The organism is Micromonospora rubida, from assembly GCF_009908295.1.
Classification (GTDB): Bacteria; Actinomycetota; Actinomycetes; order Mycobacteriales; family Micromonosporaceae; genus Micromonospora; species Micromonospora rubida.
This window is the reverse complement of the sequence record NZ_JAAALO010000004.1, coordinates 992,489-1,005,853: the sequence shown is the minus strand read 5'-3', so window position 1 is coordinate 1,005,853 and position 13,365 is coordinate 992,489. Positions and strand designations below refer to the sequence as shown.

General features: G+C 72.8%; 12 protein-coding genes and 1 tRNA gene. 2 read left to right on the top strand and 11 right to left on the bottom strand.

From position 1 onward, the window contains the following. Positions 1 to 135: 135 nt before the first annotated feature. Positions 136 to 1,227 (top strand): helix-turn-helix domain-containing protein, encoded by a 1,092-nt coding sequence (locus GVV04_RS19245; RefSeq protein WP_201753612.1) that lies wholly within the window; start codon positions 136 to 138, stop codon positions 1,225 to 1,227. Positions 1,228 to 1,437: 210 nt separating this feature from the next. On the opposite strand, the gene GVV04_RS19240 is transcribed toward GVV04_RS19245, so the two are convergent. Genes GVV04_RS19240 through GVV04_RS19220 form a run of 5 tightly spaced genes read right to left on the bottom strand, consistent with a single transcriptional unit; the run spans position 1,438 to position 5,582 of the window. Next, the gene (locus GVV04_RS19240; protein WP_161689371.1) at positions 1,438 to 2,040 is read right to left on the bottom strand and encodes a hypothetical protein; all 603 of its coding nucleotides are present in this window, start codon (positions 2,038 to 2,040) and stop codon (positions 1,438 to 1,440) included. Positions 2,041 to 2,077: 37 nt separating this feature from the next. Further along, positions 2,078 to 3,400: a hypothetical protein gene (locus tag GVV04_RS19235; RefSeq protein WP_161689370.1), complete on the bottom strand. Its 1,323-nt coding sequence runs from the start codon at positions 3,398 to 3,400 to the stop codon at positions 2,078 to 2,080. Beyond that, entirely contained in the window at positions 3,397 to 4,197 is an 801-nt protein-coding gene (locus tag GVV04_RS19230) for an ABC transporter ATP-binding protein (RefSeq protein ID WP_161689369.1), read from the bottom strand. The genes GVV04_RS19235 and GVV04_RS19230 overlap by 4 nt, the downstream gene beginning before the upstream one ends. Before the next feature lie 36 nt (positions 4,198 to 4,233). After that, positions 4,234 to 5,034, bottom strand: a complete 801-nt coding sequence (locus GVV04_RS19225) for a zf-HC2 domain-containing protein (protein ID WP_161689368.1) — start codon at positions 5,032 to 5,034, stop codon at positions 4,234 to 4,236. Further along, entirely contained in the window at positions 5,031 to 5,582 is a 552-nt protein-coding gene (locus tag GVV04_RS19220) for an RNA polymerase sigma factor (protein ID WP_328822463.1), read from the bottom strand. Before GVV04_RS19220 ends, GVV04_RS19225 begins: the two co-directional genes overlap by 4 nt. A gap of 437 nt (positions 5,583 to 6,019) precedes the next feature. Here GVV04_RS19220 and GVV04_RS19215 point away from each other — a divergent pair, with 437 nt between their 5' ends. Continuing rightward, the gene (locus GVV04_RS19215; protein ID WP_161689367.1) at positions 6,020 to 6,289 is read left to right on the top strand and encodes a hypothetical protein; all 270 of its coding nucleotides are present in this window, start codon (positions 6,020 to 6,022) and stop codon (positions 6,287 to 6,289) included. A 438-nt stretch (positions 6,290 to 6,727) separates the two neighbouring features. On the opposite strand, the gene GVV04_RS19210 is transcribed toward GVV04_RS19215, so the two are convergent. The 6 genes from GVV04_RS19210 to GVV04_RS19185 all read right to left on the bottom strand — a co-directional run bounded on the left by GVV04_RS19210 (position 6,728) and on the right by GVV04_RS19185 (position 13,351). After that, positions 6,728 to 6,801 (bottom strand) — tRNA-Ala (locus tag GVV04_RS19210). Between the two features lie 227 nt (positions 6,802 to 7,028). Continuing rightward, the gene (gene sepX / locus GVV04_RS19205) at positions 7,029 to 7,823 is read right to left on the bottom strand and encodes a divisome protein SepX/GlpR (RefSeq protein WP_328822453.1); all 795 of its coding nucleotides are present in this window, start codon (positions 7,821 to 7,823) and stop codon (positions 7,029 to 7,031) included. A 179-nt stretch (positions 7,824 to 8,002) separates the two neighbouring features. After that, a complete protein-coding gene (locus GVV04_RS19200) occupies positions 8,003 to 8,644 on the bottom strand; it encodes a GNAT family N-acetyltransferase (protein WP_161689484.1) in 642 nt (213 codons plus the stop codon). Between the two features lie 61 nt (positions 8,645 to 8,705). Then, positions 8,706 to 10,010: a molybdopterin molybdotransferase MoeA gene (locus GVV04_RS19195; RefSeq protein WP_161689365.1), complete on the bottom strand. Its 1,305-nt coding sequence runs from the start codon at positions 10,008 to 10,010 to the stop codon at positions 8,706 to 8,708. Then, a complete protein-coding gene (locus GVV04_RS19190) occupies positions 10,007 to 11,008 on the bottom strand; it encodes a UTP--glucose-1-phosphate uridylyltransferase (RefSeq protein WP_161689364.1) in 1,002 nt (333 codons plus the stop codon). The genes GVV04_RS19195 and GVV04_RS19190 overlap by 4 nt, the downstream gene beginning before the upstream one ends. Positions 11,009 to 11,017: 9 nt before the next feature. Next, positions 11,018 to 13,351: a diguanylate cyclase gene (locus tag GVV04_RS19185; protein ID WP_201753611.1), complete on the bottom strand. Its 2,334-nt coding sequence runs from the start codon at positions 13,349 to 13,351 to the stop codon at positions 11,018 to 11,020. Positions 13,352 to 13,365 lie beyond the last annotated feature (14 nt).

Here is a 13,365-nt window from a genome sequence, read left to right as displayed (position 1 = left end):
CTCAGCCCCAACGAGTACGAGACTGCCTGGCACACCCGGCAGAACCATCCAGCCGAGCCACCTATCGCCACCCCTGCGCCAGCCGGCAGCAGGTAACCACCGCTCCATCAAAGCGGGGGAAACTCACTGGTCCGGATGCTGGTTGACCTGTTTGAGCGGGTGTGGGCGGCGGCGACACCGCTCCGGGTCACCGCCGCTGGCCTCACCGACGGCACACAGGCCATGGACGAGGTCGACGTCCTCCTGCTCACGCTGCTCTTGTCCGGGCTGCCGGACAAGACCGTCGCCGCCCGGCTCGGCACCAGCGAACGCACGGTGCAACGCCGGCTCCGTCGCCTGATGAAGCTGACCGGAGCCAACAGCCGGATACAACTCGACTGGTACGCCGCCCGAGCGCTACCCGGCCTGACCCCGCACACGCACGGGTGCGTATGGCAGGATTCGTCTCTTCGGCAGGTGTACGCCTCCGGAGTCCTCGAAGGCGGACTCGCCGTGACCCCTGATCCGATTGACGTGACTCGCCGCCTGGATGCGGCGCTGGCGGGCGTGGCCGCCACATTCCGGGGCATGACCGCTCACCGGCAGGAGTCCAACTGCGAGTGCCATTGGGGCAGCGCGGAGGAGTTGGCGCAGCTCAAGACCCCCGACGTGCCGCTTGACGACGACCTCCTTCGCCGCACGTACTGGACCACGGACTGGCGCTACCCGGGGCCACTGCTGCGCCGGATTCTTCCCCAACTGACCCAGGGCCTCGTGGCGGGCACCGTGGAGCCGCCCACGATGGCAGACCTGGGACACCTGTTCGCCGCCGGCCGCTGGCAGAAGTGGCCCACCACGCAAGGCGCGGCCGTGCGGGAGTTCCTCGACGCCTGGTGGGTGCACGTCCTGGCCGAGCCCGACGCGAAGGTGCCCGCCCACGAGGCCCTGACGCTCCTCGCCGAGGCCACCACGAAGCTCACCCCGTGGTTGAGCACCTGGACAGAGTCGCTGACCAACACGGTGGCCCGGCGACGGCTGGTCACGGCCGCGGACGAGTGGATGTACGACCTGTTCAGGGATGATCTCCCCTGGTCGAGCTGGCACGACGAGGACACCTGGTGCCCCGCGCTGTCGCTGTGGGTGTTGCGACACGCGCCTGCCGCGCTACGGGAGCACGACGCATCGGCCGAGTTGCTCGATCAAGTACGGCGGCTCGCGCTGCCCTACCCCGACCGGTGGGACCAGTAGTCGCCCGGCAACGGGCCCGTCGGATGGCGTGTCGTCCGAGGTCCGCGATCTACGTGCGGACAATGCGCGGACAGCGGCCTCGCCCCCTCAGGCACCCGTACATGGTGGTGCGCAGACTGGGCTTCGCCCGCTGGACACAGACGGAAAAATGGTCAAGGGCGGGCTCCCGATCTTTCGAGAACCCGCCCTTGACCTGCTATTTCTTGGTGGTCATTGCTGGGCGGCTTCGGCGGGCGCGCGCGGAGCCGGCCCGGCCGCCGCGTACGCGACGAGCCCACCGAGCGCGAGCAGCCCTGCCGTCACCGCCGCAGCGGTACTTTCCGGCGGCTGCGCCTGCCACGTCAGGATCTGCCCGACCGGTTCCGACTGGGGGAACAGGATCGCGACCAGCGTCCAGCCCAGCGGCAGGAACCACGCTCGGGCGGTGCCGATGGCCGCGGCGCCCAGGGCGGTCAGTCCGAGCAGCCCGGCCGCGTCGCGCACCACCAGCCAGGCAGGGCCGAAACGGGCCCCGGTCGCCAGCGTGGCCAGCAGCAACACCACTACGACCAGGAACGCCGCCAGCAGATGCGCGGCCCGTCGCGGCGGCCAGGGCATCCCGGCCGCCCGCTCGATGGCGTCGTCGGGGCCGCCGAGTGTGGCGGTCAGGGCGGCGACCAGCAGCAAGACCGTCAGGACGACCATTAGTACGTCTACGCCACGGTCGTCGGAGAACACCGACCACAGTGACCACATCAGCGCCGCACAGCCGCCGGCCGCGACCAGCGCCATCGGGACCCGCCGGGAGCGTAGGTAGAGCGTCAGCCACCTCATCGCGCGCTCCGGGAGAGCAGGTTCAGCGTCAGCCACCTCATCGCGCGCTCCGGGAGAGCAGTCCGTCGCCGACCGAGCAGGTCACCGCAGCCTGGCGCAGTGCGCTCACCCGGGCGTCCCCCTCGCCGGCGGGCAGCCCTCGCAGGTCGCGCCACAGCTGCACGGCTTCGGCGACATACTCGGCTTCGTAGATGTCGCCGGCCACCGGCTCGCGTCCGATCAACCAGTAGGCGGCCGCCAGTATCTCTGCCGGTTCGGCGGAGTTCTCGCATCCAGGTGGGCTGGTGAACGCCCCGGACACCACGTCCGCCGGCACACCGGCCTCGTCGGCGAGGTGACCGTTGGGGCCGGCCTCGACGTGGAGCAGGACAACATCCTTGTTCCACTGCGGGTAGCTGTCGGGGAAGTACGTGGTGGTGTCCTCGTGGACCCGGGTCGGCGCGTCGGGCAGCTTCGCCAGTATGGACAGACCTTCCCGAGCTCCCGGGGTCACCTCGGACAGCAGCCCGGAATGGACCCGGCTGACGCATACCCGCGGTTCGTCCTCGGCGCACACCAGTTCCTTCGCCACCGGGTCGACCGCGTCGGTGACGAGCCTGTTCTGGTGGGGCATGACCGTGATCGCCAGTGCGGCGCCGACCACCACCGGCAGCAGCGCCGCCACGCGGATCCGCCAGCCGCTGAACGCGAACAGCAGCACGGCGGAGACGGCGAGAGCCGTCAACCAGACGGCCTGGGCGACGCTGGCCCGGCCAGGCACGGTCGAGTAGGCACCCGGCATGTTCATCTCGTAGATCGGCGAGAACACCAGGGCCAGCCAGCCCCGGGGACGGGTCGCGGCGGGAATGAGCAGCAGCAGCGCCAGGCCCGCCACGCCGAGCGCCGGAGCGGTCACCGGCGACGGCAGCAGGCGGCCGACCGCCAGGCCGAGCCAGGCTGCCGCGATCAGCGCCAGGCCGCCGACGGCCATGACGCCGAGGACCGACACCGGCAGGTACTCGGCGGTGCCGATGATCCACAACGCCCCTGCCAGAGCCATCGCCAGGTATCCGCAGACCACCGCGACAGCCATCGCACCAAGCGTCGGCGTCGTCCGTTGCACCGCCGGGCGAGGGGTGCTGGCGAACAGTTCCGTCACGTTCGAGCGGTGTTCGCGGCGGGCCTGCCAGGCGCCGGCGGCCAGCGCCAGTGGCCACAGCACCGCCAGATAGAGCCGCTGGGTCATGGCCAGCTGCATCCATCCGGTCGCGAATCCGATCCCGTCGGCGAAGAAGAGCAGCACGACGCCGACCAGCAGCAGGGTCAGGGCGGTTCCGAGCGCGGCGGAGCGGCGCAGTTCGATACCGAAGATGCGGCTCATCGGCCCGCCTCCGCCCGGTGCCGGCGCAGCAGCGCGGAATAGCCCCGCTCGGCCGCGCTGTCGCCGGCGTCGCCCTGCCCGCCCTGCGCGATCAGGTCGTTCGGGGTGCCCTGGTAGACGAGCCGGCCCTCGTTGATCAGGACGACGTCGGTGCACGCGGCCACCACGTCCTCGACCAGGTGTGTGGAGACCAGGACGCAGCTGTCGACGCCGACGTCGCGCAGCAGCTCCCGGAAGTCGAGGCGCTGCTCCGGGTCGAGACCGACGGTGGGCTCGTCGAGCAGCAGCACCGCCGGATCGTTGACGATCGCCTGCGCGATGCCCGCCCGGCGCAGCATGCCGCCGGACAGCGTTTTCATCCGGGCATCCGCCTTGGCCGTGAGGCCGACCCGATCGATCGCCCGCTGCACCGCGCCCGGAACCGCGGCCTTCGGCATCTCCTTGAGCCACGCCATGTACTCGACGAACTCCCGCACGGTGAAGCGCGGGTAGAACCCGAACTGCTGCGGCAGATAGCCCAGCCCGCGACGTACCCGCCGCAGGTCGGCACGGCCGTCGACCGACTCCCCGAGCAGCGTCAGCCGCCCGCCGGCCGGTTTCACCACCGTGGCCAGCGCGCGCATCAGCGTGGTCTTGCCGGCCCCATTCGGCCCCAGCAGGCCGTGGACGCCGGTGTCGAGGGCCAGGTCGAGCCCGTCGACGGCCAGGTGCCGGCCGGCGCGCACGCGCAGTCCCTCGGCATGGACCACCCACGGATAGGTGGTGGTGGCGGTCTCAGCCGCGCTCACCGTACGCATCATCAGTCCTTTCGAGGACGGGCAGTGCCCGACAGATCAGTTGTGGCTGGTCAGGCGGCGGAAGCTGTCAGCCCGAGTCGCGGCCAGACCGGCCAGCGTCAGGGCGAGCAGCGCCCACACGCCGGAACTGCCCGGTTGCAGCACCGCCGGCGGTTCGGCGGTGACCACGGCCGGTACCACCACGGCAAGCGCCCAGGCAGTGCCGAGCCCGGCAGCGGCCCGGCGTACACCGACGAAAGCGCCCAGCGTGATGGTCGCCGCGGTGAAGGCCACGCACGGCAGCAGCGTCAAGGCCAGGGAGACTCCGGTACGGGCACTCGCCAACACGAGCGCCGGCACGACCACGGCGAGCACCCCAGCCGTACGTCTCAGCAGCATCGCCAATCCGGCAGCCGGCGTGCCCGCGACCAGTTCCCAGGCCGGATCGTGACGCCGGCTCCACGCGATCGCCACCCCCGGGAGCGGTGCCACCGGAGCCAGCAGCGACACCACCGACGGCAGGCTGGGCTGTAGTGCGTCGAGCAGGACCGCACAGCCCAGAACCGCCACCGTCATGATGAGCCACGGCACCGAATGCCAGACCAGCCAGCGGTTCCGGGCCGCCAACCAGCTCCGGCGGCCGGCCGGAGCCGGTCCGGCGGCGATGTTGTGGTCCACGCCGGCGGCGACCCGAGCGAGCAGGTCCCGCGAGTCGTCCGTCGCGCTACCGGCCATCTGGGCACGGCAGTCCGCACAGTTCTCCAGATGCACCTCGACCGACCACACCGTGGCTTCGTCGAGGCTCATCTCCCGGTCGGCGTAGCGGGCGAGCACTGCGGGACTCGGATGCGTGGTCATGACAGCGCCTCCCGTAGAGCGATCCGGGCCCGCCGGGCCCGCGACTTCACCGTGTTTTCCGGGACACCCAGCAGCAGGGAGGTCTCACGCACCGAGAGCCCGTCGAGAACCATCGCCCGCAGGACCTGCCGCGCCTCGGGCGGCAGCGCAAGCAGGGCCTGTTCCAGCTCCTGGCCGACCCGCCCCGCCATGACTTCCTCCTCGGCGGTGGGGGCGACCATCTCGACGAGAGGCACAGCCGGTACCTGGTTCTGCCGGGCCCTCCGGCGGAACGCGTCGACGAGGCGATGGGCTGCGATGGTCCACAGCCAGCCGACCGCGCTGCCCGACGTCGCCGACCCGGCGAAGCTACCTGCGGCCCGCCAGACAGCCAGGTAGGTTTCCTGCATGACGTCGGCAACCACGTCGTCGTCGGCACACCGGCGGCGCAACCGGGCAAGCAGCCACGGCGACGTACGTCGGTACAGCTCGTCGAACGCGCGCCGATCGCCAGCGGCGGTGCGGCGCACGAGTTCGTCCTCGTCGGCCGCGTCCAGACTTCGTCTCACAACCAGCAAGACGACGGCCTCCGCGCCCACGGGTTCCCCGGCCTACGTGACATAGGTCACGTCTTCAGCAAACGGCGTCATACCTCCGGGGATACCGCCGCCACCCGCATCCGTGCAACGTTTCCCGAGGTAATCACACGTGGAGACGTCGGGATTTCCGTCACGGGGCACAGCGGGACCGATCATGTCCGCCGTCCGCCCAGACCGACGGGCCGGCGGTAGGAGCGCGGTGCCGGAGCTACGCGTGCTCCTGGTCGTGGTCGACGCCGGCCGGCTTGGTCCACGGCCGACCACCCGGGCCACCGCGTGTGCGGCCAGGAACCCCGGGATCGACGCACCCCGCCGGCAGGTGGGATTTTGGGTATGGTCCGTCGAGTGATCTCCGGGAGAGCCTGTTACCGGCGGGGCTTGCCCTGACGTCGATATCGCGATGGCCTGTGCTCGCGCCAGTAGTCGCGGTCGGTCTGCTGGCGCTCGGCCTGGCGCTGAACGCCGCAACGATCATCTACGACCTCACGCATTACGACGTCGTGTACTACGTGCCTCCCGAGGAGGCGGCCAGCCGGAATGGCCTTGCAGACCTCGGCATTCAAGTCGTCAGCCAACTGGCCTTGGTTCTGTCCGGCCTGGTCGTGGCTGGCCTGCTTTTGTCGATGGCGGGCTCGTGCGCGGCAGGACGTGGGCACATGCGACTACCTGCATCCTGACCGCTCCATTCGCTCTTTGCTGCGGCCTAGCGTTCATCAACAATCCGGACTTTTCCACCGAAAATCCGGGGGATACCTTGGCGCCGGCCTGGGTCCGCATTGGTGACGCGCTGGGCCCACCCCTGCTTGTGGGCGTGGCAACCGTCGTCTTGATTCTGCTGCATGTCCCTGCGGTCTACCGACGCTTCCACCCGTCCCGTCAGCAGCGCGACCTACGAGGGCTCCGTCACCACGAATAGCTACGTCTACCGCCCCAACCGGGACGCCGGCCACGACAAGTGGATCAAACTACGCCGCAGGCCAAAGCCGGGCCGGTGGTCGGCAGCGCCTCAAGCACGGCGGCCTGCTGATGGGGCGGCGAACCTAGCTGCGGCACTTCACTGCCGGACAAGATCCAAAAGGGCCGTCTCCGACTACCGGAAACGGCCTTGAAATGGGTGGAGCTGTGGGGATTCGAACCCCAGACCCCCTCGATGCGAACGAGGTGCGCTACCAGACTGCGCCACAGCCCCTCCGCCGGCGAACCAGCATCGGTCCCACCCGGCTTTCACCGGGCGGGCCGGCAGCAACACTAACAGCAAACCAGTCCGCCGAGCGAATCCGCCCCACCCGCTCGGCGGATCTTGGTAGGAAACGGCCCCCCGGGGGGCCGAAATCTTCCAAGATTGCCCCAGAGTGACCAATGGGCCGAGCCGCGACCTCACGGGCAGCGCGATTCCACCAGAACAGCCGAGCGGGGTCAGGCCGAGTGGGAGGTGCGGCCCGACTGGTACGGGCGGCCCCGCAGGCCGCCCGTGCGCCGGTACGACACCGATCCGCCGCTGGCCGCAGGCGGCAGGTCGGCCGGGCGGTCCAGGCCCATCGCCGTGCGACGTACCGCCTCGCGCTGGGCCGCCAGGCGGCGGTGCGCCTCCCGGCGGGCCGCCGCCCGGCGGGCCTGCTCGCGACGCACCTCTGCCTGCCGGGCGGCCAGCCACGCCGTCTCCCGGGCCTGGGCCCGCCGCCGCCGACGCTCGACCAGCGCCAGCTTGCGCAGGTGTACGACGTACGTCACCAGCAGTGTCGCGGTGACCGAGAAGCTGATCCAGAACCCGGGGCCGAGCACGACCACGCCGATCAGCTCGACGAAGTTGAGCAGCAGCAGGGCGGCCAGCACCCGGCGTCGGCGGTAGATCGCCGGGGTGTGCTGGCGGCGCCGGGGCGCGGCCCGTCGGCGGGACTTCGCCGACGACGGGACGGCGCTCAACCGACGCCGTCGGCGGCTCGCGGCGGGCGGCGCGGAGACCGGAGCGGACAGGCTACCCGTGTTCGCGTCCTCGCTCAAGGTGACAACGAGCGCTCGGGAGGGGTTGACCGGCCGGCGGCCGGGGACAGTGCGGCCCCGCCGACGGCGCTGGAGCACCCTCGCCGTCGACTGCGCCCGCTCCGCCACCAGCCGCTCGGTGGCGTCGTACCGACGAACCAGCGCCGGCGCGAGGGCGAGCAGACCGGCTGCGGCGAGGACGGCGAGGAGCACCGAGGTCGGCACCCTCACCCCTCCCGTCACCGAGTTCGGGACAACCGCCGTACGGCCGCAGGATCTTCGACAAATCGCCTTCCGGGCGTTCGATCCTGCGGGCGGGCAGCGCTTGCCGCAGCTTGCAGTTACTTGAGGTTACGGGCCGCCGACCGTCTTGATTGTGCGCCGCGCCGATCAGGCGCAGGTGGGCCGCTTCACCCGGCGGTCGCGCGAAGCCGGTGCCAGCGGGCCAGCAGGCCGCCCTCGGCGGCCACTTCCTCGCTGGTCATGGCGTATCCGATGTGGTCACGCCACGCACCGTCGATGTGCATGTAACGCACGTGGTACGACTCCTCACGGAAGCCCAGCTTCTCCACCACCCGGCGGGACGGCTTGTTCTCCGGCCGGATGTTCACCTCGATCCGGTGCAGCCCACCCGGGCCGAAGGCGTGGTCCACCGCGAGCGCCAGCGCGGTGGGGATGACTCCCTGCCCGGCGACCCGCGAGTCCACCCAGTATCCGGCGTACGCGGAGCAGAACGCCCGCCGGACCATGCTGCCGATGTTGAGGTGCCCGACCAGCCGCTCCCGCTCCTGCTCGCGTAAACAGACCGCGAACGGCATCCCCTCACCGGTGCGCGCCGAACGGCGCTGGTCCCGGTGCACCCAGCGGAACGCGGCCGGCGAGTTCAGCTCGTCCCAGCTCCCGGGCAGCGCGGACTCCCAGGGGGCCAGCCAGGCCCGGTTGGCGCGGCGCACCTCCGACCAGGCCGCCGCGTCCGAGCGCCGGTACGGCCGCAGCAGCACCGGACCGTCCGCGAGCACCACCGGCCAGCCCGGCGACCGGCCGGACCACAGAGAGCTCACCGAGCCCGCCCTCCGCTCGCGACTGCGGGGCTCGCAAGCTCACTCCTCGGGCTCACCGGCGCCGATCCAGCAGGAGGACGTCCACGGTGGAGCCGGCGGCGGCGGCGGTGACCCGCTCGCCGAGCACCATCAGCCCGTTCGCCTCGGCCAGCCCGGACAGGGTGAACGGCCCGCCCGACAGCGGCTGGACGGTGTAGCCGCCACCGCGCCGCTCGGCGACGTGCGCGGGCCGGAACTCGCGCAGCCCACCGGGCGAGGTGATGGTCTCCAGCAGGTGCGCGCGGACGCTCGGCCGGAACACCGGCTCGGCCCCGGCCAGCAGGTTGATGGCGGGACGGGCCAGCACCTCGAAGCCGATCAGCGCCGCTCCGGGCTCACCGGGAAGACAGACCACCGGCACCTCCTCGGCGCCGACCGTACCGAACCCGAGGGCGGTGCCGGGATAGAGGGCCACCTCGGTGAAGGTGACCGGCCCGGCCCGGCCCCCCTCCCGGCGGGACAGGATCCGGCGCACCATGTCGCCCGGCCCGGTGCCGGTGCCGCCGGTGGTGATGATCAGGTCGGCGCGCAGGGTCTGGTCCTCCAGCAGCCCGCGCAGCCCCTCCGGGTCGTCGTCGCAGATGCCCACCCGGTACGCCAACGCCCCGACCTCGGCCGCGGCGGCGGTCAGCGCGTGCGAGTTGGCGTCCACCACCTGGCCGGGCTGGCTGCCCCGGCCCACGTCGACCAGCTCGTCGCCGGTGGCCACGACCACCACCCGGGGGCAGGGCCGGACCACCACGTGCCCGATGCCGGTGGCGGCGAACACCGCGACCAGGGCCGGGGACACGTACGTGCCGGCGCGGGCGAGCAGCATGCCGGCGGGCAGCTCCTCACCGGCGCGGCGCACCCCGTACCCGCGCTTGGGGGTGCGGAAGATCTCCACGGCGGCCATGCCCTGGTCGGTCCACTCCACCGGCACCACCACGTCGGCGGTGACCGGCAGCGGCGCCCCGGCCGCGACGGAGAAGCAGGAGCCCGGGGTGAGCCGGACCGGGCGCCAGCTCGCCGCGCCGAGGTCCCCGACCACGTTCAGCCGCACGGTGCGGGACCCGGGCGGGCCCGGGTGGTACCCGGTGGCGCGGCCCGTGCCGGAGAGGTCCTCCCAACGGGCCGCGTATCCGTCCACGGCCGCCTGGTCGAAGGCCGGGAAGGAGTGCGGCGCGACGACGTCCTCGGCGAGGACGTTGCCGTATGCCTGGGTGAGGTCGAGGTCGAGCGGAGGCAGCGCGCGTAACCTGCGCAGCACGCTGCCCAGGTAGTCGGCGAGCGGCGTCAACTCGTTCGCGGCCGCCTCGGCGTCGGCCGTCGCGGTCATGTATTAGGACCGCCCGACGCGTCGTGCATCCCGTTCAGGATCGCCGCAGTGACGGTCTCGTCGCCGTTGTTGACGAACTCGCCGAGCCACTTGCGGAACTCCGCGCCGAGGTCGTCGCGCTCGCAGGCGATCTGCACCACGGTCTGGAGGTACCCCAGCGGCATGCCGGTGTCGTAGCGGGTGCCCCGGTAGACGATCGCGTGCACCGGCACGCCCTCGGTGCGCAGCAGCTCCATCGCGTCGGTGAGCTGGATCTCCCCGCCGCTGCCCGGCTTCGTCCGCCGGATCGCGTCGAAGATCCGCCCCGGCAGCACGTACCGGCCGAGGACGGCGAGGTTGCTCGGGGCGTCCTCCGGCTTCGGCTTCTCGACCATGCCGGTGACCTTCACGACCTCGCCGACGTCGGCCAGCTCCGGCTCGGCCGGCTCGACGGAGGCGATGCCGTACCGCTTCGTCTCGGACGGGTCGACCTCGAAGAAGGCCAGCACGACGCCACCGGTGCGGGCCTGAAGCTCCAGCATCGCCGGCAGCAACGGCTCGGACGGCTTGACGAACTCGTCGCCGAGCAGCACCGCGAACGGCTGGTCCCCGACGTGTGACTCGGCGTACCCGACGGCGTGACCGAGCCCGAGCTGCTCGGGCTGACGGCAGGTGTAGATCTCGGCCAGCTCGCTGGGCCCGCGCACGGCGGCGAGCCGCTCGGTGTCGCCCTTGGCCTCCAGCCGGGCCTCCAGGTCCGGCCGCCGGTCGAAGTGGTCCACCATCGATGTCTTGCCGCGCCCGGTAATCAGCAGCACGTCGCCGATGCCGGCCTGGGTGGCCTCCTCGACGATGTACTGGAGCACCGGCCGGTCGACCACCGGCAGCAGCTCCTTGGGCACCGCCTTGGTCGCCGGCAGGAACCGGGTAGCCAGGCCGGCAGCGGGAATGACGGCCTTGACGGCGCGGGAACGACCGGTTGCGGCGGCCGGTGAGGGGTTCGCTGAGTGCTCCGACATGTCGCGAGACTATCGGCCAGAGGCGTGCCGCGACGGGTGAGGACCGGAAGACGCGCCGCCCGGCCCGGACCGCGCCACCGGCACCTCCGGCCGCCCGGCGTCGAGGTCGACCGGGCCGACCGCCGCCGTGACGCGGGCCGGGGAGTCCCGCCCGTCGATCGCCACACCCGCCCGGGGCAGTCCGTCGGAGGGGCTGACCGCGGCGGCCGGCACGGCGATCTCCTCCACCGGGGGCCAGGGCTGCGCCTCGGCCAGCCGCCAGGTGTCCCGGCCGGCCGCCTTGGCCGCGTACAGGGCGGCATCGGCGGCGTCGAGGACCTGCTGGCCGGTGGTGGCGTGGTCCGGGTACACGGCGATGCCGACGGAGACGGTCACCCCGATGGTCACCCCTCCGGGCCCGTCCAGCGCGACGGGGACGTCCCGGACGGCAGCGCCGAGCCGCTCGGCCACGGTGGTCGCGCCCCGCGCGTCGGTCTCCGGCAGCAGCAGCACGAACTCCTCCCCGCCCTGGCGGAAGGCCAGGTCCACCTCGCGGATCTCGCCCCGGAGCCGGCGGGCGAACTCGGCGAGCACCGCATCCCCGGCGGCGTGGCCCCAGGTGTCGTTGACCATCTTGAAGCGGTCCAGGTCCAGCGCGAGGACGCTGAGCATCCGGCCGAACCGGCTGGCCCGCTCCACCTCCCGGCGAATCGACTCGCGCAGGTAGCGGTAGTTCCACAGCCCGGTCAGCGGGTCGGTCAGCGACAGCCGCTGGGCCTCCTCGTGCACCCGGACGTTGTCCACCGCCACGGCCGCGTGCCCGGCGAAGGTGCGCAGGGTGACCAGGTCGTCGTCGTCGAACTCGTCCCCGCCGAGCCGGTCGTAGAGGACCAGCACGCCGAGCGCCGCCGCGGGCTCCGCGCCGGCCCGGTCGGCGAGGCCGCCGGGGGTGGCGAAGGGCACTGCGACGTACGTCTCGCAGCGCGGCTCCCCGGTCGGTTCGGCCGCCGGATCGACGCGGCCCCGGCACGGCTCACCGGTGGCCGCCACCGCGCCGACCACCCCGCGTCCCACCGGCACCCGCAGCGCCGCCGGGCCGGCACCGGCGGGCCGGGCCGGGTCGATGGGGCCGGGCCGGGCCGAATCGGCGTCGTCGGGCCGGGCCGAATCGGCGTCGCCGGGCGGCACCGGGTCGGCGGCGTCCGGCGGCGGCCCGGCGGCGGGCCAGCGCCCGTCCAGCCCTTCGGCGCACCGCCCCACCAGCACCCCGCCGTCGACCAGGAGCACCGCCCCGGCCCGGGCCCCGGTCGCGGCGATCGCGCTGTGCAGGATCACCCGCAGGATGCGTTGTAGGTCGTGGGTGCTGGCCAGGGTGTCGCCGAGCACCGCGAGATGCCCGCGTAACTGGTCCCGGCTGCTGGTGAGCGCCTGAACGTAGGAGTCGGTCTCCCGGGTCATCCGGTTGAACGCGGCGGCGAGCCGGCCGATCTCGTCGCGGCTGCGCACCGGCACCCGGGCGCCCAGGTCGCCGCGGGCCACCCGGTCCACCGCGCCGGCCAGCTCCACCAGCGGCCGGGTGGTGACCCGGGCCAGCCGCCAGGCCACCGCCACCGCCAGCAGCCCGGCCAGCACCACCGCGCCGACCAGCGCCGCGTGCAGGCCGGGGGGCTGCTCGCTGGGCACGGAGAGCACCAGCGGCAGCGGCTGCCCCGGCGACGGGCCCACCCGGCGGACGTACCGGCCGTCCAGGGTCTCGGTGACCCGGTCGCCGGTGACCTTCCGCGCGGCGGTGAGGACCGCGTCGCGTACCCCCGGGGCCTCGGTGGTGTGCGCGACGCCGGCGGCGTCGTCGAGGAGGGTGACCGCGACGCCGGTGACCGCCGCCAGCCGGGCCACGAAGCCCGGGTCGACCGGCTGGGCCGCGGCGACCGTGCCCAGGTCGGCGCCGGCCCGGTCGCGCAGCCCGACCCGCGCGGTGAGCGCACGGACCGCCCCCCCGGCAAGGTCGTCGGCGGAGCAGTCCCGCCAGGGCCCGGCCGGGGCACCGGGGGTGGTGTAGAGGACTCCGCCGGCCACGTCGGTGACCAGCACGGCGGCGGCCAGGCCCCGGCTCACCACCTGCCCGGCCGCGCCGGGCCGCCCGGCCTGGTCGGCGACGAGGGCGACCGCGTCGGCCGCCGCGCGCAACTGCTGGCACAGGGCGTCGACCGAGGTACGCACGCTCGCCGCGGCCAGCCCGAGCCGTTCCGTCGAACGGCTGCGGTCGACGGCCGCCATGGTCGAGCCGACGAAGAGCGCGCCGAGCAGGACCGGGCCGAGCACCACCGCGAGGAAGGCTGCCGTCAACCGCCCGCGTAGCGTCAACGCTTCCCCCCGGC

Bases quoted from the DNA above. Each gene is read 5' to 3' on its own strand.
- GVV04_RS19245 (WP_201753612.1), top strand. From the start codon at position 136: ATGCTGGTTGACCTGTTTGAGCGGGTGTGGGCGGCGGCGACACCGCTC.
- GVV04_RS19240 (WP_161689371.1), bottom strand. From the start codon at position 2,040: ATGAGGTGGCTGACGCTCTACCTACGCTCCCGGCGGGTCCCGATGGCG.
- GVV04_RS19235 (WP_161689370.1), bottom strand. From the start codon at position 3,400: ATGAGCCGCATCTTCGGTATCGAACTGCGCCGCTCCGCCGCGCTCGGA.
- GVV04_RS19230 (WP_161689369.1), bottom strand. From the start codon at position 4,197: ATGCGTACGGTGAGCGCGGCTGAGACCGCCACCACCACCTATCCGTGG.
- GVV04_RS19225 (WP_161689368.1), bottom strand. From the start codon at position 5,034: ATGACCACGCATCCGAGTCCCGCAGTGCTCGCCCGCTACGCCGACCGG.
- GVV04_RS19195 (WP_161689365.1), bottom strand. From the start codon at position 10,010: ATGACCGCGACGGCCGACGCCGAGGCGGCCGCGAACGAGTTGACGCCG.
- GVV04_RS19190 (WP_161689364.1), bottom strand. From the start codon at position 11,008: ATGTCGGAGCACTCAGCGAACCCCTCACCGGCCGCCGCAACCGGTCGT.